The sequence below is a fragment of the Flavobacterium sp. GW823-FHT04A11 genome, from assembly GCF_058796535.1.
The window spans coordinates 714,990-734,358 of record NZ_CM179503.1 but is presented as its reverse complement, the minus strand read 5'-3'; the positions used below and the strand labels follow the sequence as shown (position 1 = coordinate 734,358).

The following is a 19,369-nucleotide window of genomic DNA, read 5'->3' as shown; positions in this document are numbered from 1 at the left end:
GTTGAGGAACAATCTCTTTTTTTTTGCAAAATTTTATGAAATTACAACTTTAATAGTATTATTTTAGCAAAAAAGTCCCTAAAAACAAATGCCAAAGATATTATTGATAGAAGATGACATTGCATTCTGCAAATTATTAGAACGATTTCTGATAAAGAAAGCATACGATGTAACTATTGCATTCACAGCAGAAGAAGCAAGATTAGCAATCAAAAAAGAATCTTTTGATTTGATTTTGACAGATCTTCGTTTGCCTGATTCTGATGGTATTGGACTTATGACAGAATTTAAAAATTCGAACCCTGAAATTCCTGTGATTTTAATGACTGGATATTCAGATGTAAATACTGCTGTTAAAGCCATTAAAAATGGTGCTGCAGATTATATTTCGAAGCCATTTAATCCGGATGAGGTTTTGTTGGTAATTACAAATGCACTACAAACAGAACAAACCGAAATTCCTTCAAAAGAAAAAAAAGCACCAAAGAAACCGGCGAGTTCTTCTGAAAACGAATTTGTAAAAGGAATTTCTGTAGCTTCAAAAAAACTTTTAGATCACATTCAATTAGTAAGCCCAACCGATATGTCAGTTTTGATTATCGGCGAAAGCGGAACCGGAAAAGAAATAATCGCCAAAAGCATTCATCAGCAAAGCAACCGAAAAAATAATAATTTTATAGCAGTTGATTGCGGAGCGATTCCGAAAGAATTAGCAGCAAGTGAATTCTTCGGACATTTGAAAGGATCTTTTACCGGAGCTATCAGCGATAAAATGGGCTATTTTGAGGCTGCTAACGGCGGAACTCTTTTTTTAGATGAAATAGGGAATCTCTCGTACGAAAATCAAATACAGCTTTTAAGAGCGCTTCAGGAACGTAAAATCAAACCCGTTGGAAGTAATAAAGAAATCAATGTTGATATTCGAATTATTACCGCAACAAACGAAGATTTACGTGAGGCGGTTAAAAACGGTGATTTCCGTGAAGATTTATACCACAGAATAAATGAATTTTCGATTCAGTCTCCATCGCTAACAGAAAGGGGAGAAGACTTAATGGTTTTTGCAGATTATTTCCTGGAGAAAGCCAATCAGCAATTGAACAAAGATATTATCGGTTTTTCGCCAGAAGTTGTGGCTATTTTTCAAAACTACAGCTGGCCGGGAAATTTACGTGAATTGCAAAATTGTGTAAAACGCGCCACTTTGCTATCACGTGGAGATTATATAGAAAGTGATGTTTTGCCTGCGGAATTTTTTCAGATTCAAAAACAAAGTTCTAATACGGGTAATTTCTCCTTATCAGAAAATGAAAAAGAAGCTATTATTCATGCGCTTTCAAAAGCACAGAACAATAAATCTGAAGCGGCAAAATTACTTAAAATTACCAGAAAAACGCTTTATAATAAATTAAAGCAATACAACATCGATTAAACTATTTCTTGCTGTAAAGAAGCGAAAAGTGTTTGGGTTTTGATTTTTAAGTTTTCAAAAATGTCTTCCAAACCTTCTTCTTCAAGATCTTTTCTTTCTAAATTTTTAAGGATATTTCCAATTTCATTTGCCTGAATTTGTCTGAACATGGGAGCAATTCGATGTGCGATCGTATTGATTTCAGGAATGTTTTTGTCTGCAGCGGCTTTTTGTAAAAGAGCCATATTATCATCTGTACTTTCAACAAAAGATACAATAACATCTTTTAAAGCATCGTCATCGTTGCCCAAAAACTCTTTTAAGGTTTCTAAAGAATACAATTGCAGAGAATCACTAGCTTCTGTTTTAGTAATTTCAAAAGCCAGCAAAGTATTATCTTCCAGAATATGCTGAATCGTTTCCAGCAATACTTTTGGCGAATATGGTTTTTTTATCACAGTTGTAAATCCCGCATCCTTATAAACCGAAAAATCTAAATCTGTTCTTCCGGTAAGCGCAATTATTGGCTGATCCTTATAAGTTGAAAAATTATAGCTTTTCAGTTTCTTAACGAACACAAAACCGTCCATTTCCGGCATTTGAATATCGGTAATGATAAAATCAAAATTAGTGCTCGAAATCGCTTCTAAAGCTTTTGTAGCTCTGTCAAAAGATAGAACGGTATGTTTTTCCTGTTTTAAAACACCGCTCGTTAAATTCAGCAAATTGATATCATCGTCAATTACAATAAAAGTATATTTTTTATTGTCGGCAAAAACGGGCTTTTTAACTTCAGGAATTGCATTATCACTACTGTCAAATAATAAAGGAAGTTTAATTTCAAAAGTACTTCCGGTTCCAAAAGTGCTTTCAAGATTTAAATTACCGCCTAAAATAGAAATGATCTTCTGGCAAATCGCTAATCCTAAACCGGTTCCGCCATATTTCTTTTCGATACCTTCATTGGCCTGCGCAAATTCTTCAAAAACCAATTTCTGATTTCCTTTTTCAATTCCAATTCCGGAATCTTCAATGGTGATGATAAAAAATGGTTCTTCAACATCTGCAAAAGCGCTTATTTTTATAAAACCTTCTTCAGTAAATTTATAAGCATTTCCAATAATATTGCTCAGAATTTGTTTTAAACGAAAAGGATCTCCAACAATTTTCGTGTTCAGCTTTTCGTCCACATTAATAATCAGTTCAATATCTTTTTGCTTATAAACCGTCTGTATATTTTTAGCTGTATCTTCAATAATTTCAGGCAAATAAAACGGGACTTTTTCGATCGTAATTTTTCCGGCTTCAATTTGAGAGAAATCCAATAAATCCTGAACCAGTTGTGAAATATATTCAGATGAATTTTTAATATTTTTTACAAAATAAGATTGCTTCGTATTTACATCAGAATTCCCCAAAAGTTCGGTATAACCCACAATGGTACTCAAAGGCGTTTTTAAATCATGACTTACTGTCGAAATCAATTGCTCGCGGCTTTTAAGCAGGTTTTTCGTTTTGAAATTGGCGATTTCGAGCTGTTTCTTATACAATTGCGATTTTGAATAATCGCTTACAATTAAAATCGAGAAAAACAACGTTAAAACCAAACCAATAATCGCCGAAGCTGTAACAATTTCGTTGACTTTTTTAAGCGATTTTTCCTTTAATGAATTGTTTTTTATCGAATTGATGATAATTTCTCTTTCGATAATTCGAAGCACTTTTCTAAGTTGTTCCGAAATTGCAATTTCATTCTTCAGGAGTTTATTTTCCTCAAAGTTTAAAGATTCTTTTTTCTTCTCCGCTTTGAGTTTTACGTTACTAAGCAGTTTTTTTGAATTCGCCAAAATAGAATCCGAAGCCTGTTTGCTCAGCGTATTGGTGCTGTCATCCGGAATATTCTGATTGAGATAATCCACGTATTTCTGCAATACATTTCGCTGATAATTGCCTAAATCATTTGGATTTTTGGTAAAATCCTGAAGTTCTAATTTTCGAAGTTTAAACTCCATTTTGGTAATTTCATCAATCGCCGTGTTTACAGAAACTTCATCTTCCGCTTTATTTTTTATGGTTTTTAACTGTCGAATATTATCTGTTTTCTCAGATAGCAGATAAGTCACACTATCTAATAAAACTTTCTGATAATCGGTGGTGACAATTTGTTTTAAGGTATCGATTCTTGATTTTAAGGAATCTGTTTCAATAAGATAACTTTTAAAATCATTTTCAGAATTGGTCTGAATTGTTTTTCTGGCGAGACTTTCGGTTTTGTACACATTCGAAAAAAGCTTGCTGACTCTTAAAATTTTTGTTTTTTCGAAGGCAATTTTATCTTCAAGTTTATTGTAAACCTGATTTTCAGAATACAGAAACCATCCAACGGTAACAACCAAACCCAGTAATGCAATATAACTAAAGAGGACTTTGATTGCAGTATAACTTCTTTTACTCTCCATAGACTATAATTGCTGGGATTTTTAAAATTGAAATTACTGCAATTTATTTAAAATTTTCTGATTTTCCGATATAAAATCAATTCTATGTGTTATAAAATTGTAATACTAATTATAAAAAAGCCACCTATTTTTGCGGATTAACAAAGTTGAATCTGCAAAAATAGATGGCTAATTTTATTTATTTAATGTATTAAAGCGTTTCGCTCAGCCATTTAAAAAATTCACCTTGCCAAACCTGAGCGTTTTGCGGTTTTAAAACCCAGTGATTTTCTTCTGGAAAGTACAAGAATCGGCTTTTGATTCCTCTTAATTGTGCTGCCTGAAAAGCTTCTTGTCCTTGTCCAATCGGCACACGGAAATCTTTTCCACCCTGAATAATTAAAATAGGTTTATTCCAGTTTTGAACCAAAGTTGCCGGATTAAAAGTCGTGTAGGCTTTTTGAGCGATAGCATTGTCTTTTTCCCAATAAGCACCGCCAAAATCCCAATTGTTAAAGAAAACTTCTTCAGTAGTTCCCAACATACTTACGGTATTGAAAACACCATCGTGAGCAATAAAAGTTTTGAAACGGTTATTGTGAATTCCCGCTAAATAAAACACAGAATATCCGCCGTAACTTGCACCAACACAACCTAAACGAGATTTGTCTACATAGTTTTCCTTAGCTACATCGTCAATTGCCGAAAGGTAATCGTCCATAACTTGTCCGCCCCAGTCCTTGCTGATTTGTTCATTCCATTCCACACCGTGACCTGGCATTCCGCGGCGGTTTGGCGCCACAACAACATAACCTTTAGCGGCCATTAAAGAGAAATTCCAACGGAAAGAATATGATTGAGTCAACGCACTTTGTGGTCCACCCTGGCAAAATAACAACGTTGGATATTTTTTTGACGCATCAAAATTTGGAGGTAAAATTACCCAAACCAACATTTTTTTGCCATCAGTAGTAGTTACATAACGTTTTTCTGTTTTACTCAACGCCAATGTTTTATACGTTTCAGTATTTACATTAGAAAGTTGTTTCCAGGTATTTTTCTTCAAGTTAAAAGAATAAATTTCCGGAGCGTGATTCATATCATTTCTGGTTACAATGATATCATCGCCGGCAAAACCAACTAAATCATTAACATCAAAATCACCATTTGTCAATTGACGAACCTGAATGGCAATTCGGGTTAAACCCGGAAAATTTACCGTAAACAATTGTTTAGTTCCGTCAACCGGAGCAACAAAATAAACATTTTTACCATCTTTACTCCAGATAAAATTGTCTACAGTTCCGTCCCAATTTGCAGTTAAGTTGGTTTTGATTCCTTTAAACTCAACAATAATATCGTTTTTATCAGCCTCATAACCATCACGTTTCATTTGCAGCCACGTTAAATTTCCTGTTGGCGAAAATTGCGGAGCCGTATCATAACCCAAATTATCTTCGGTTCTGTTAGTCGTTTTTTGAGTTTCTAAATTGTACTCATAAATGTTTGTATTGGTCGAAATCGCATACTCAGTTCCTGCTTTTTTCTTGCATACATAAAAAATGCTTTTTCCGTCAGGAGACCAGATATAATCTTCGTCACCGCCAAAAGGTTTTTGCGGAGAATCAAAAGTTTCACCTTTCAAAATATCAATTCCGGTTGCGCCTTCTTTATTTTCTTTATAAAAAACGTGATTAAATTTCCCTTCATTCCAGGTGTCCCAATGACGATAATCAAGGCCATTATAAATTTGAACATCAGATTTTTGAAGATTCGGATAATAATCTTTACCTAAAACCTTGTCGATTTTTACTTCTTCATTATACACTAAAAATTTTCCGTCAGGCGAAATGTTTTTGTCTTTCAAAACGTCTTTAGTGTCTTTAATTTCAGTTGCATTTCCGCCGTTTACCGGTAAAATATAATATTTAGAACTTGATTTGTTTTCTTCTACAGAAGGAGTTGAAACCTTAAAAACAACATTCTTTTCATCTTTTGAAAGTCCAAGTGCAGACACTCTTCCTAACTTCCATAACAATTCCGGTGACATCACATTTTGTCCGATAGCGTTTAAACTCATCATTATTAAGGTTGTAAATAATACTTTTTTCATAATAAAACTTCTAATTTTTGTGGAGCTAAAAGTACGAATTTTAAATTCCAATTATTTGTTAAACTTTATTGTCACCCTGAGCGAAGTCGAAGGCTAGTGCGTGCAAAAGTGCTTCTCCCGAAGTTTTGGGATGCTCAGCGTGAAAAAGAATTTAAATGCACTTATATAAATTACATGGTTAAAAAACATTTTAAAGATCTAGAAAAAATCATATTAATCATTTCAATCTGTGGCTAAAAAATAAATTTTAAATGAACTTATATTACTTATATGGTGAATAAAAAATCATTATTTTTATAAAAAATTGCCAAATGGATTTAAGTTACTGGGAACTGAAAAATTGGTTTACCAACGTTGATTATACAATTGTTGGCAGCGGAATTGTAGGATTGCATGCAGCATTACGCTTACGCGAAAGATTTCCAACAGCTAAAATTCTCGTTTTAGAAAAAGGCGCATTGCCACAGGGCGCGAGTACCAAAAATGCCGGTTTTGCCTGTTTTGGAAGTCTCTCTGAAATTATGGATGATTTAAATACCCATTCAGAAGAAGATGTTGTGCAGTTGATCGAAAAACGCTGGCAAGGCTTGCAATTACTTCGCAAAAGACTGGGAGACGCAGCCATAGATTTTAAACCTCACGGCGGATATGAACTTTTTTTAAAAGACGACGAAAGAGGTTTTAACGAAACCATAATGCGTTTGCCTTTTATCAATGAAATTTTAAAACCCATTTTTAAAAATGATGTTTTTGCCAAAGAAGTAGACCGATTTGGATTTGAAGGTATTCACGAATATCTAATTTTTAATCCGTTTGAAGCGCAAATCGATACGGGAAATATGATGCAGGAATTGCTGAAACAGGCCATTGCTGCCGATATTTTAATTTTAAACCAGCAAACTGTAACCGGTTATGCCGATTTAGGAAATCAGGTTGAAATTGCATTGGGGGATTTCAGTTTCAAGTCTCAAAAGATACTTTTTGCTACAAATGGTTTTGCAAATACGTTAACCAAAGGTGAAGTTCAGCCCGCCAGAGCACAGGTTTTAATTACAGAACCCATTAAAAATCTGGATATAAAAGGAACTTTTCATTTAGATCGCGGTTATTATTATTTTAGAAATATTAATGACAGGATTTTACTTGGCGGAGGAAGAAACCTTAATTTTGAAACCGAAAATACAACCGAATTTGGCCAGACTAAAATTGTACAAAATAAGTTGGAAGATTTACTTAAAAATGTAATTTTACCAAATCAGGATTTCCAGATTGCGCACCGTTGGAGCGGTATTATGGGAATTGGAAATAGTAAAAAACCGATTGTTTCGCAATTGTCTGAAAACGTGTTTTGTGGAGTACGTTTAGGCGGAATGGGCGTTGCAATAGGAAGTTTAATAGGAACCGAATTAGCAGATTTAATATAATGGCAGTTAAAAAACCAGCACCAAAAAAAACAACAACCGCAAACAAAGCAAAACCAGCTTCGAAGAAAAAAACGAACCGTTCTTTTGGCGAGAAAGTAAAATGGTTCCTGATTAAATTATGTTTATGGTTTTTCGGACTTTCAATTTTTTCAGTGATATTTTTTAAATACGTACCCATTCCGTTTACACCTTTAATGGTCATTCGTGCCATTGAAAATAAGCTTGACGGAAAAGAGGTTTATTTTGATCACGACTGGGAACCAATTGAAAAAATTTCGATGAATCTGCAAAAAGCCGTTATCGCCAGTGAAGACGGAACTTTTTTAACGCATAATGGTTTTGACTTTAAAGCACTTCAAAAAGCATATAAAAGCAACGAACGCGGACGCCGAATTCGAGGTGGAAGTACGATTTCGCAGCAAACGGCCAAAAATGTATTTTTATGGCAGGGAAAAAGTTATTTCCGTAAAGGTCTTGAAGCGTATTTTACCGTTTTAATCGAAATTATCTGGGGCAAAGAACGCATTATGGAAGTGTACCTGAATAGTATCGAAATGGGAGATGGTGTTTACGGTGCTTATGCCGCCACAGAACATTGGTACCGTCGTGATGCTTCGAGTTTAACGCCAATGCAGGCCGCCGGAATTGCGGCTATTTTGCCAAATCCAAGAAAATTTAAAGCCACAGGATCTTCAAGTTATATAAATAGACGTAAGGAAAGAATTGTTCGTGAAATGCGCGCCGTTGGAAAAATAAATTATAATGCGAAGTAAAAAGAGTGTTTTTGCATTCCTGATTTTATCGTCAATATTGACTTTTGGACAAGGAAAAACGAAAGAAATAGGTTTTATAACCGATAATGATTTATATACATCGTCAAAAAATGACATGTATTATACCAATGGTTTAGAGCTTTTTTACCGATTTTTATCGAAGAACGAAAACGAAAAAATCAACAAGAAAGTCACTGAATTTCGTGTTGGGCAATATATTTACAATCCCAGATTTATTAATAAAGAAGCCGTTGATATTAATGACCGTCCTTTTACGGGTTATCTTTTTGCAGAAGCCGGACGAAGCTTTTTCTATCAAAGCGAGTCGGTTTTAAAGACTGATTTTCACCTTGGTTTTATGGGGCCAAATGCTTTTGGAAGAGAAACTCAGGAAAGTTTTCATCATATTATTGGATATAAAAAAGTATTTGGTTGGGAAAATCAGTTGCATAATGCATTTGCCGTTCAGGCGAATGTAATGTATTCAAAGAAATTATTTCCATCAAAACACAATGATTTTATAGATCTTCATTTTCAGTCGGAAGCCAATATTGGAACTATTTTTACTGGAGTCTCCACAGGATTCTTAACTAGAATTGGTTTTAAGAAACTGCTTCCAATTTACGATTCTAATCTGCATGATGCTTCTGTGAGTTCTCAGCCGCAATATAATGTAAGGGAATTTTACTTTTATGCGATGCCAAGTGTCAATTACCAATTTTACGATGCCACAATCGAAGGAAGTATGTTTAGCGACACAAGTCCGATTACTTTTGATTTAGAACCACTTCGTTTTAATGCAGAGTTTGGGCTGAAATACCGCCACAATAGCTTTAATATGTCATATTCTTTTATTTATCGAGGCAGAGAATTGAATGATCCAAATACGAATACAAATTCAGGTTATTTTTATGGATCGATTCGTTTGGGATATTTGTTTAGATAAATTCCTATGGGTTTAAGATTCTGAGTTTTTTAGGTCGCAAACTCGCACAACTGTAACTCTTTTATTCCTTGTTTTGCCAATATTATCAGTTGCACTTTTAAAACATCAAAAAATATATTAAAAAATAATTATGATATTAAATAGCCTTCCTTTCGAGAATGACGAAATTACCATTGAAAAAGTGATGGCAGGAATAGTTTTGTTATTCGTTTATTTTATTCCAACTATACTTTCATGGAAAAAGAAAAACAGCAAATTTTTGATAATTTGTAATTTGCTTATTGGCTGGACAGGTATTGGCTGGTTTCTGTGTTTATTATGGGCTTTAAATATAAGTAGACAACACACTGCAATTATCGCACAAGAAAAAAAGAAACGAAATCAGAATAGAAAAGAAGCAAAGCGTAAAGCTTTGTCAGACATCGAGAGCGCAGATTTGTAATTCATGCCTTAAATGATAAAATATTTAAAACGATTCTCTTTGCTGGAACGAATTAGAAACCTACTCTCTCGGATCGATTTGTTTGATATATTGTTGGAGTAGTTATTTTGCTCTTAAAATGAAAAATTTATAATTTGTTTATTGAATATCATTCGGGGTTGATACAAAATACAATAAACGTCTCAGATAATGACTTATTCCTATTCTGAAATTGCTATTAAAAAGTTTACAATGCATGCAATTAAAAGAACCAATCCAATAATAAGAAGCACGTTGTCTTCTGTTGTACTTATATTTTTTTTGGCCAGATAAAAACGATCAATTAACATTCCGATTTCGTATAAAATCAGAAACCCAATTAAGGAGAGTAAACCGTATATTTTGGCTAAACCGCCGCTTCCGCTAAAGGCTCCTTCATGCGCAAACCAGCCAATGATGATAACTAAAGGAACAATTAACAATGTTACTTTTATAACAAGCGGACTGCCTTTCCAGAACAGTAATGCAATGAGTGCTAATATTGGGATTAATAACCAACGTAGTAATATTGTCATCTTTTTAGTTTTTTATTGAATTATAAAAATACAATAAAAATATAGATTATTGTTTTATATAAAATCCCGGTAAAAAGCCTTTTGATTCCATTTTATTCTCCGATGTTTTTACAAAATTAAATCGAATTACCGGGCTTTGAGTACTTTGAGTAAAATCGACTATGTATAAAGTAGGAGTAGAAGATATTTGTTGTGGATAAGGATTGCTTGAAAACCTTGTTGTTTCTTTACTTAAGGAAATCTGTTTTTCATTTTTTGCACTATACTTAATGTCATTTTTAGTAATGATTAATGTTTCCCCGTCCGAATTTTTCCAGTTTCCCTGAATCCAATTTGGAGTATTAAAAAGTCCACGAGATTCCTCGTCGCTTGATGAACAAGAAGCAATAATATATAAACTCAATATTAAAATTATTTTTTTCATTTTGTATTTTATAATAAAATATCAACAAATGTAAGAAAATAATTATAATTTTAGATTTAATGTAAATGTGAATCTAAAGTTTAACTTTTGAAAAGAATTACCTTTCAAAATAAAAAAAAACCGTATTTCAATTAAAAAATACGGTTTTGGGTATTTGTTTGTAAAATATTTGTGGAGAATACCGGATTCGAACCGGTCACCTCTTGCCTGCCAGGCAAGCGCTCTAGCCAAATGAGCTAATCCCCCTTTTTATGACTTTAAAGATTACATTCGAACCGTTACCTTCCCGATTGCATCGGGACGCTCTAGCCAAATGAGCTAATCCCCCAAAGCGATAGCAAATAAAGTCAATTAATTTTCAAAAAACAAATTTCAAAACGCGTTCGAATGAAAATAGTTGCCAAAACCGTAACTTTACGATCAAATCTATTTTTATGAGTTCAGAAAATCAAAAAGGTACTTTACAAACTACTTTTCAAAATGCTGTTGCAACAGTTCAATTTGGTCATCCGGCAAGTAATTCTTTTCCGCGCGAATTGTTAAATCGTTTAACTACCGAAATAAATTCTCTAAGTCTCAATGAAACGATTTCGGTTATTGTTTTGCAAAGCGAAGGTTCGAAAGTCTTTTGTTCCGGAGCTTCTTTTGATGAACTTTTACAAGTCGAAAATGAAGAACAGGGAACAGAATTTTTCTCTGGTTTTGCACATTTGCTTAACGCTATGCGAAATTGTTCTAAATTAATTATTGCCCGAGTTCAGGGAAAAGCCGTTGGAGGCGGAGTTGGAATAATTTCTGGTTGTGATTATGCTTTTGCAACGTCGGAAAGCTTGGTGAAATTATCTGAATTGGCAATCGGAATTGGACCTTTTGTAATTGAACCAGCCGTTTCACGTAAAATAGGAAAAGCTGCAATGGCCGAAATGACTTTGGCAGCACACGAATGGAAATCAGCAGAATGGGCTTTGGAAAATAAATTATTCTCTGAAATTCATAAAGTGGAAGATCTCGATAATGCCGTTGAAAACTTTGCTCAAAAATTAAGTTCTTATAATCCCGAAGCTTTGTTTGAAATGAAGAAAATTATTTGGGAAGGAACAGATCATTGGGAATCCTTACTTATTGAACGAGCAGCCATTACAGGAAAATTGGTTTTGTCTGATTTTACCAGAAATGCCCTCACGCAGTTTAAAAAATAGAAAAGGGAAATTTATTATTTAAACGGTTATTAATTTGTAAATTTGCAAGCTAAAATTAAAATCGATGAGTAATATCAGAATTACAAAGCAATTTAATTTCGAAACCGGGCATGCTTTATACGGTTACGACGGAAAATGCAAAAACGTTCACGGGCACAGTTATAAATTATCGGTAACGGTTATTGGTTCGCCAATCACGGATCGATCGAATGTGAAATTCGGAATGGTGATTGATTTTTCGGATCTAAAGAAAATTGTAAAAGAAGAAATCGTCGATCAGTTTGATCATGCAACCGTTTTTAACGAAACTACACCGCATATCGAATTGGCTAATGAATTGAAAAATCGCGGACATCACGTAATTTTAGTTGATTATCAGCCAACAAGCGAAAATATGGTGGTTGACTTTTCAAAAAGAATTATTGCGCGTTTGCCGGATGGAATTTCGCTTCATTCACTTAAACTTCAGGAAACAGAATCTTCGTTTGCAGAATGGTATGCAAGTGATAATATTTAAAATTCCATTTTTTCAAATTCCAAATTCCAAATTCCAATTGGCAACTTATAATTCATAACTTATAATTCATAATTCATTTCAATGAAAAAAGTATATTTTGCTTCTGATCAGCATTTTGGCGCTCCAACGCCTGAATTAAGTTTACCGCGCGAACAAAAATTTGTTGCGTGGCTTGATGAGGTAAAACAAGATGCGGAGGCTATTTTTTTATTGGGTGATTTGTTCGATTTTTGGTTCGAATATAAAACTGTTGTGCCAAAAGGTTTTGTGCGTGTTTTAGGCAAACTGGCCGAAATTCGCGACAGCGGAATCCCGATTTATTTTTTCGTGGGAAATCATGACTTATGGATGCATAATTATTTTGAAACCGAATTGAATATTCCGGTTTATCATGATAATAAAGAATTTACCTTTAATGGAAAAACATTCTTAATTGGTCACGGGGATGGAAAAGGTCCTGGTGATAAAGGGTATAAACGAATGAAAAAGGTATTTACAAATCCGTTTTCAAAATGGCTTTTTCGTTGGTTGCATCCTGATGTTGGCGTGAGTTTAGCGCAATATTTATCGGTTAAAAACAAATTGATTTCCGGAGCTGAAGATGTGAAATTTTTAGGCGAAGAAAATGAATGGCTGGTTTTGTATGCCAAACGCAAGCTCGAAACCAAACATTATAATTACTTTATTTTCGGACATCGTCATTTGCCAATGATCATCCCGGTTGGTGAAGATTCTAAATATGTAAATCTGGGCGACTGGATTGGTTATTTTACCTACGGAGTTTTTGATGGCGAAACTTTTGAACTTCAAAAATTTGAAAAGTAATTACTTTTTAGTATTCGGATAAACTGCAATTTTGTGCGTTCTCAGCATATAATTCGACTTCTTTTTATTGTTTGAAGCCTGAAAAGTAATCGCATTCGACATTTGTTTCGGCATATGGCATTCCACACAATTATTCGCCAGCGATTTTCCTGCTGTAGTTTTCAAAGTCGTTTCGCTATGTTTAGTTTGCTGATGACAGCTCATGCAAATTTTAGAATAAGAAGCCAGATTTTGAGAAGCATTTTCATGCGGATTATGACAAGTCATACAATCCATAGTTTCACTTTTCTTAAAACATTTGCTTTGCGACAATAATCCCAATTGATTTCCGTGCACATCATAATGCAAAGTGTCACGAGATCCGGGAACTTCCCTAAAATAAGCCGTAAGTTTTTCTCCCGGTTTAAATTGAAAACGAGATTTTAGTTTCATTTTATCATTTCCGGAATGGCATAGGGCACAGGCATCTATTTTTTGTTGTCGGGCTAAATTTTTAAAAGAAACAATGTCTTTTGCCATTTTTAAGTCGGGAAATTTAAGGTGTGTCTGTACATGTTTTTTAGCCGGACCATGACATCTCTCGCAATCAATACCATAAATCAGTGTTTTTTTACTCATGAAATCTTCGACTTCCATAGTCATAAAAGTAATACTGTCAGAACTTGTAGTAATGTACCGGCTTGCCATATTTGAACTGTGACACCCGTAACATTCCTTATCTATTTTTCTTTCGAAGTTAGGTATCGTTGCCGAATAACCCGGACTTGTGGCCCAGCTATTTAGCGATTTATAATATGAAACAGGCAATTCATACGTGTAATGATTTTTCCAATAAGCACTGGTTTGTGCATGTTTTGCTCCAAAAATAATTTCGAAAGGATAAGCCTGAACTTCTTTATTGTTTTTGTAAAGCACCTGATATAAAGTGTCGTTTCGTTCTTCCATGACTAATTTGGTATTTTTGTCATAAACGAAAGTATTGCGTCCAGTTGTAAAGTGACCTAAAATGTTTTCTTTTGTTGCAGGAGAAGTTGCTTTAAAATGCGAAGTATGAAAAGCAGTTTCATATTGTGATTGATGACATTGAATACAGCTTTCAGAACCGGCATAATCAGTTCCGCGTGGATCAATGTAATTATCAGAATCATTTTTACAGCCTGTTAAAAATAAGACTAAAGCAAAAATGGAAAAAAGAATACTTGTTTTTTTCATTATTGTAAATATACTTTTTTCTGAATAAATTCAAAATATATTTCAATTACGAAAAAATGTTGTTAAATAATTTAGATTAATTCTAATTCATGCCTGCGCCGTAAACATATTCATCAAGGTCAATTCTGAATAACGAACCTTCAACAAGATCTTTAATAGATTTTAATTCTGTCATAGAAACAGCAAGATCTATGGCTGCGCATGGCGTTTTCAACAAAAATTTATGGCAGGAATATTTTAATTCGCAAGCCTCACAACAAGCGTTTTCAATCAAACTATCTTCAATTAAATCACAAAAATGATTCAATTCCTGAATGGTAAAATAAAAACCGGTTTCTTTAAATACCAATTGAATTTTGTCGGTGATGGTTTCGTTTTCCTTTTTCCAGTAAAAAGCAATTCCAAAATTGTTATGGTATAATTGTTCAATTTCTCTCATTACAAATCCTTTTGTTTCAACAAATATAAATATTATTTATATTAGTTCTAAATAAAAAATCATAAAAAGAGCGATTTTATCAGACTGTATGAATTATTATAGGTGTTATAATTTTTTTGATTTTAAAATAAACGGAAGTTTAATTTTACTTATATCAAATATCGAAATTAAAACCTTATTTAAGCCAGTTTTGTGTTTGAAATAAATTTATCTTGCTGATCTACAAAGAGATAATGAGAGCAGTTTTCAAGTAATGCAAAATGATTTTCGCCAGCTATCTTTTTTATTGAAGAAATCTGTTTATTGGAAAAAATTCCGTCTTGCTTTCCGTAAATAGCATAAATTGGAATTCCTTTTGCCTTTATTCCCTTTAAAAAAGGTTGACTGTCAATATTATTTTGCTTTTCATTTCGATAAAAAAGCAACGGAGCATTTTTATTTCTAATGTTGGTTTTATGAAATTCACTTGCTTCGTAATCTGCATATAATTTTTTTGATTCTGAAGTTGAATTCGGCATTTTAAAATAATCATTTTCACCAGCTAAATCAAAACATGCTTTTCGATATTCAGCAGAATTTTTATTGAGTTTTTTGATCGCCTTTATTTTATCTAATGGAGTTGAATCACCTTTTTGCGATGCTGTTTTTGAAACCGAATTCAAAATATGATCATAAGTTTCCTGTTGAGAAAATAATGCGCCTGCGAGAACAAGAGAATTCACTTTTTGAGAATATTTTAAAGTATAAAGCGTAGCCACTAATCCGCCAAAACTATGACCGATTAAGGTTGCGCTTTTTAAATCATATTTTTTTAAAATAGAATTTAAGTCCTGAAAAGCTTCTTCATAAGTAAAAGTTGCATCAGGATCTGTTGATCTTCCTTCGCCTCTTCGATCATAGACCAATAGATAAAAACCTTTGTCGGCTAATTTTTGAGCTGTTGTAGCTTCAAATAAAGTCGAATTACCGCTTGGGCCACCATGAATAAAAACTATCGCTTTGTCTTTTTTATTTCCGTATGTTTTGATGTAGAGATTTTGTCCTGTCGCAAAAACAGACATTATAAAAAAGAAAGCTACTAATAGTTCTTTCATTATTCCGCATTGTGATGATCATCCATATCTTTATTAAGATCGAGATTTCTAAATGTAGGCGATTTTAATGCGGTTACAATAACAGTCAAAAGTGTAATACTTCCTCCAAAAACAACAGATGTTACAGTTCCCATTAATTTTGCTGTTGCACCACTTTCAAAAGCACCTAATTCATTAGAAGATCCAACAAAAATCGAATTTACAGCACCAACACGTCCGCGCATATGATCGGGAGTTTTAAGCTGTAAAATTGTTTGACGAATTACTACAGAAATTCCGTCAGCAAGTCCGCTCAAAAATAAAGCGAAAACAGAAAGCCAGAATGACGTAGAAAGACCAAATAAAATGATCGATAATCCGAAAACAAATATGGCAACTAAAAGTTTCTTTCCTGCATTTTTATACAAAGGTACATAAGCAGAAACGAGCATTGTAATGAAAGCTCCTACTGCAGGAGCAGCTCTTAATATACCAAAACCTTCTGCGCCAACTTTTAAGATATCCTGGGCAAAAACAGGCAATAAAGCTACAGCGCCTCCAAAAAGTACAGCAATCATGTCAAGCGATAAGGCGCCTAAAACTATTTGGTTTCTAAATACGAAAGTTAAACCTTCTGTAAGACTGTCTTTTATTGATTCTCCAATCTTTGGATTTGTGATTGGTTTTTTACTAATTTGTGATAAAGCAATTAAAGAAAGAATCGAGAATCCAAAAACAAGACACATTGACCAGTGAACGCCAATCCAGTTAATGGAGAATCCAGCCAGCGCCGGTCCCATAACGGCTCCGATTTGCCAAACTGAACTGCTCCAGGTCGCTGCATTTGGATATGCTTTTTTAGGAATAATAAGTGACAGAAGAGAGAAAATAGTCGGACCAAGAAAAGCTCTGACTAATCCGCCCAAAAAAACTAAAGTATAAATGGAATATAAAATAACAGTTGGAGATAAATCACCAACCACTTTTGGCCAGGTCAATAAAAATAATCCAAAACTAATTACAGAAAATCCCAGAATACATTTTACCAATAATCCCTTTTTTTCCTTTTGATCGACAATATGTCCGGCAAATAATGCCATTCCAACAGCAGGAATTACTTCCATTAAGCCAATAATTCCTAACGAAAGCGGGTTTTTAGTTAAGCTGTAGACTTCCCATTCGATTACGATAAATTGCATCGCCCAGGCAAAAACCATAGCAAAACGCAATAATAAAAACACATTAAATTCTCTGTAACGTAAAGCCTGATAAGGATCTCTTTTAGTTGTCTGGTCTTTCATTTGTTCTAATATCTTTAAGCATTAGTTGTGTCGAAACGTTTCCGTTCCATTCGTTTTCAGCCAGCGAATAAGCTAGCTGAAAGTTATTTTGATTTTTTGTAATATCTATTTTTTTTCCAAGTCCAAAACCAATTGCTGCGATTCCGTCTGAATTAAATTGTTTGACAAAAAGCCTTAAATGTTCTTCGTCTGCACCAAGTGTTTTGGCATAACCTGTATCTTTTACATCTTTAGTCATAAATACAGGCGTCATGTTTTGAGGTCCAAAAGGCTCAAATTGTTTTAAAATCCGAATCAGTTTTGGAGTAATATCAGTAAAATTAATTTCGGCATCAATTTCGATCTCCGGAGTTCGCATTTCGGGTAAAATGGTGGCTGAAACTTGTTTTTCAAAAGCCTCTTTGAAAATGGGATAATTTTCGGCTTTCAAGGTCATTCCCGCGGCATACATATGTCCTCCAAATTGTTCTAAATGTTCAGCACACGCATCCAAAGCATTGTAAACATCAAAACCTTTTACAGATCTTGCCGAAGCAGCATATTTATCGCCGCTTTTGGTAAACACCAAAGTGGGACGATAATAGGTTTCGATTAATCTTGAAGCGACAATTCCGATCACGCCTTTGTGCCAGTCTTCCTGAAAAACAACGGTCGAAAAGCGTTCTTCTTCCTGATTTTCCAAAATTTGCTGAAAAGCTTCTTTGGTGATTCTTTTATCTAAATCTTTTCGGTCAGAATTGTATTGTTCAATTTCTGAAGCAAATTGTTGTGCCTGTTCAAAGTTGAATTCAGTCAGTAATTCAACCGCATGATTGCCATGTTTGATTCTTCCCGCTGCATTTATTCTTGGCGAAATAATAAAAACAACATCTGTAATATCCAGTGTTTTCTTTTTTATCTGATGAACCAAAGCCTTAATTCCCGGTCTTGGTTCGCTATTGATAACCTGCAATCCGAAATAAGCCAAAACGCGATTTTCACCCGTTATCGGAACAATATCTGCTGCAATTGCCGTAGCGACCAAATCCAGATACTGAACCAAATCTTCGGTTGTTTCATTTCGGTTTTGTCCTAACGCCTGAATCAATTTAAATCCAACGCCGCAACCACATAATTCATCATACGGATAATTACAATCTTCTCTTTTTGGATCTAAAATCGCAACTGCATCCGGAAGAAATTCTCCTGGTCTGTGGTGATCGCAAATAATAAAATCAATGTTTTTTTCTTTCGCGTAGGCGATATGATCTATGGATTTAATACCACAATCGAGTGCAATAATTAAGGAGAATCCATTGTCATCGGCAAAGTCAATTCCTTTAAAAGAAATTCCGTAACCTTCGTCATAACGATCCGGAATATAAGTGGCAATGTTAGGATAATGTGATTTTAAATACGCTGAAACCAAAGAAACTGCCGTTGTTCCGTCGACATCATAATCACCAAAAACCAGAATGTTTTCTTCATTTTCGATGGCCAGTTCAATTCGGGCCACTGCTTTATCCATATCCTTCATCAGGAACGGATCATGAAGATGTTCTAATGAAGGGCGGAAGAAATTTTTGGCATCGTCAAAAGTTTCAATGCCACGCTGAATCAAAAGTGTTGCTACAAAATCTTCTACATTTAGGGCTTGCGCCAAATGTTTGATTTTATCTTCAGAAGGTTTTGGTTTTAATGTCCAACGCATTTTTTTATTGTAGATTTTTGATTTTAGATTTTAGATTGGAGAAATCCAAAATCGTTTAATCTGATATTTATTTTTTTTGTTGCCACAGATTAAAAGATTTAAAAGGATTTTTTAATCTGTGATAATCTTTGGTTTTGCCTTTGTCAAAGTTTAAAACTTTGACAAAGGTTTTATGATTCAGGTTTCAGGGTTAAGCAGACTTAGGGAAATCTAAAATTATTTTGCTTCTAAAGCATTTCCTTGAAATTTAATTCCGTCCCAGCCCAAGTTGATGAAATTTCTAATGTTTTGGTGATTTGTTCCGTTTGGATCTCCCAAAACTTCTTCAAAATAAAAAGCTCCAAAACACGCTAAAGTTTCTTCTTTGTTTAAGTTTTGCAACTTTGCGAAAGAAAATAATTTACAAGAACCTGAGTTTTCTCCAGCTGCATTATGCTGAGTTCCGTTTTGAAAAGCTGTTGGAGTAAAGTTGTAATTTTCCTCAATTACTGCAATAGTTTCCGGGAATGTTATTTCTTTTGGAGTTTGTTTTACTTTTTCTAAAAAGGCTTGAATGCTCATGTTATTTATGCTTTTATTTTTTTTAAA

General features: G+C 34.0%; 18 protein-coding genes and 1 tRNA gene. 8 read left to right on the top strand and 11 right to left on the bottom strand.

Annotated elements, in window-relative coordinates; all coding sequences use genetic code 11:
* Window positions 1–88: 88 nt before the first annotated feature.
* The gene (locus AC3QL1_RS03325) at window positions 89–1,432 is read left to right on the top strand and encodes a sigma-54-dependent transcriptional regulator (protein ID WP_492495082.1); all 1,344 of its coding nucleotides are present in this window, start codon (window positions 89–91) and stop codon (window positions 1,430–1,432) included.
* Here AC3QL1_RS03325 and AC3QL1_RS03320 read toward each other — a convergent pair.
* Complete coding sequence (locus tag AC3QL1_RS03320; RefSeq protein ID WP_492495080.1) at window positions 1,429–3,870, bottom strand: hybrid sensor histidine kinase/response regulator; 2,442 nt, start codon at window positions 3,868–3,870, stop codon at window positions 1,429–1,431. The genes AC3QL1_RS03325 and AC3QL1_RS03320 overlap by 4 nt on opposite strands.
* A gap of 190 nt (window positions 3,871–4,060) precedes the next feature.
* On the bottom strand, window positions 4,061–5,962 hold the full coding sequence (locus AC3QL1_RS03315) for a S9 family peptidase (RefSeq protein ID WP_492495078.1): 1,902 nt from the start codon (window positions 5,960–5,962) through the stop codon (window positions 4,061–4,063).
* Window positions 5,963–6,273: 311 nt separating this feature from the next.
* Here AC3QL1_RS03315 and AC3QL1_RS03310 point away from each other — a divergent pair, with 311 nt between their 5' ends.
* The 4 genes from AC3QL1_RS03310 (at window position 6,274) to AC3QL1_RS03295 (ending at window position 9,547) form a co-directional block, all read left to right on the top strand.
* Complete coding sequence (locus AC3QL1_RS03310; RefSeq protein ID WP_492495076.1) at window positions 6,274–7,386, top strand: NAD(P)/FAD-dependent oxidoreductase; 1,113 nt, start codon at window positions 6,274–6,276, stop codon at window positions 7,384–7,386.
* A complete protein-coding gene (gene mtgA, locus AC3QL1_RS03305; RefSeq protein WP_492495074.1) occupies window positions 7,386–8,159 on the top strand; it encodes a monofunctional biosynthetic peptidoglycan transglycosylase in 774 nt (257 codons plus the stop codon). The genes AC3QL1_RS03310 and mtgA overlap by 1 nt, the downstream gene beginning before the upstream one ends.
* Complete coding sequence (locus tag AC3QL1_RS03300) at window positions 8,149–9,105, top strand: lipid A deacylase LpxR family protein (protein WP_492495072.1); 957 nt, start codon at window positions 8,149–8,151, stop codon at window positions 9,103–9,105. Before mtgA ends, AC3QL1_RS03300 begins: the two co-directional genes overlap by 11 nt.
* 130 nt (window positions 9,106–9,235) lie before the next feature.
* Window positions 9,236–9,547, top strand: coding sequence for a superinfection immunity protein (locus AC3QL1_RS03295; protein WP_492495070.1), 312 nt, complete (start codon window positions 9,236–9,238; stop codon window positions 9,545–9,547).
* Between the two features lie 200 nt (window positions 9,548–9,747).
* Here the strand turns inward: AC3QL1_RS03295 and AC3QL1_RS03290 are convergent, their stop codons facing one another.
* The 3 genes from AC3QL1_RS03290 to AC3QL1_RS03280 all read right to left on the bottom strand — a co-directional run bounded on the left by AC3QL1_RS03290 (window position 9,748) and on the right by AC3QL1_RS03280 (window position 10,771).
* Window positions 9,748–10,101, bottom strand: a complete 354-nt coding sequence (locus tag AC3QL1_RS03290; protein WP_492495069.1) for a hypothetical protein — start codon at window positions 10,099–10,101, stop codon at window positions 9,748–9,750.
* Between the two features lie 46 nt (window positions 10,102–10,147).
* Complete coding sequence (locus AC3QL1_RS03285) at window positions 10,148–10,525, bottom strand: hypothetical protein (protein ID WP_492495067.1); 378 nt, start codon at window positions 10,523–10,525, stop codon at window positions 10,148–10,150.
* Window positions 10,526–10,697: 172 nt separating this feature from the next.
* Window positions 10,698–10,771 (bottom strand) — tRNA-Ala (locus AC3QL1_RS03280).
* Window positions 10,772–10,959: 188 nt separating this feature from the next.
* Between AC3QL1_RS03280 and AC3QL1_RS03275 the strand changes: the two genes are divergently transcribed.
* From AC3QL1_RS03275 to AC3QL1_RS03265, 3 genes are all read left to right on the top strand, one after another.
* The gene (locus tag AC3QL1_RS03275; RefSeq protein WP_492495065.1) at window positions 10,960–11,724 is read left to right on the top strand and encodes an enoyl-CoA hydratase/isomerase family protein; all 765 of its coding nucleotides are present in this window, start codon (window positions 10,960–10,962) and stop codon (window positions 11,722–11,724) included.
* Window positions 11,725–11,788: 64 nt separating this feature from the next.
* Window positions 11,789–12,241 carry a 6-pyruvoyl trahydropterin synthase family protein gene (locus AC3QL1_RS03270; RefSeq protein WP_492495063.1) on the top strand — a complete coding sequence of 151 codons (453 nt, stop codon included), beginning with the start codon at window positions 11,789–11,791 and terminating at the stop codon, window positions 12,239–12,241.
* An 81-nt stretch (window positions 12,242–12,322) separates the two neighbouring features.
* The gene (locus tag AC3QL1_RS03265) at window positions 12,323–13,066 is read left to right on the top strand and encodes a UDP-2,3-diacylglucosamine diphosphatase (RefSeq protein ID WP_492495061.1); all 744 of its coding nucleotides are present in this window, start codon (window positions 12,323–12,325) and stop codon (window positions 13,064–13,066) included.
* Here the strand turns inward: AC3QL1_RS03265 and AC3QL1_RS03260 are convergent, their stop codons facing one another.
* From AC3QL1_RS03260 to AC3QL1_RS03235, 6 genes are all read right to left on the bottom strand, one after another.
* On the bottom strand, window positions 13,067–14,278 hold the full coding sequence (locus AC3QL1_RS03260; RefSeq protein WP_492495060.1) for a cytochrome c3 family protein: 1,212 nt from the start codon (window positions 14,276–14,278) through the stop codon (window positions 13,067–13,069).
* An 82-nt stretch (window positions 14,279–14,360) separates the two neighbouring features.
* Window positions 14,361–14,717 (bottom strand): hypothetical protein, encoded by a 357-nt coding sequence (locus tag AC3QL1_RS03255; protein ID WP_492495058.1) that lies wholly within the window; start codon window positions 14,715–14,717, stop codon window positions 14,361–14,363.
* Between the two features lie 179 nt (window positions 14,718–14,896).
* Window positions 14,897–15,811 (bottom strand): alpha/beta hydrolase, encoded by a 915-nt coding sequence (locus AC3QL1_RS03250; protein ID WP_492495056.1) that lies wholly within the window; start codon window positions 15,809–15,811, stop codon window positions 14,897–14,899.
* Entirely contained in the window at window positions 15,811–17,091 is a 1,281-nt protein-coding gene (locus tag AC3QL1_RS03245) for an MFS transporter (RefSeq protein WP_492495055.1), read from the bottom strand. Before AC3QL1_RS03245 ends, AC3QL1_RS03250 begins: the two co-directional genes overlap by 1 nt.
* Complete coding sequence (gene recJ, locus AC3QL1_RS03240) at window positions 17,072–18,781, bottom strand: single-stranded-DNA-specific exonuclease RecJ (RefSeq protein WP_492495053.1); 1,710 nt, start codon at window positions 18,779–18,781, stop codon at window positions 17,072–17,074. Before recJ ends, AC3QL1_RS03245 begins: the two co-directional genes overlap by 20 nt.
* A gap of 216 nt (window positions 18,782–18,997) precedes the next feature.
* A complete protein-coding gene (locus AC3QL1_RS03235; RefSeq protein ID WP_492495051.1) occupies window positions 18,998–19,342 on the bottom strand; it encodes a HopJ type III effector protein in 345 nt (114 codons plus the stop codon).
* Between the last annotated feature and the right edge of the window lie 27 nt (window positions 19,343–19,369).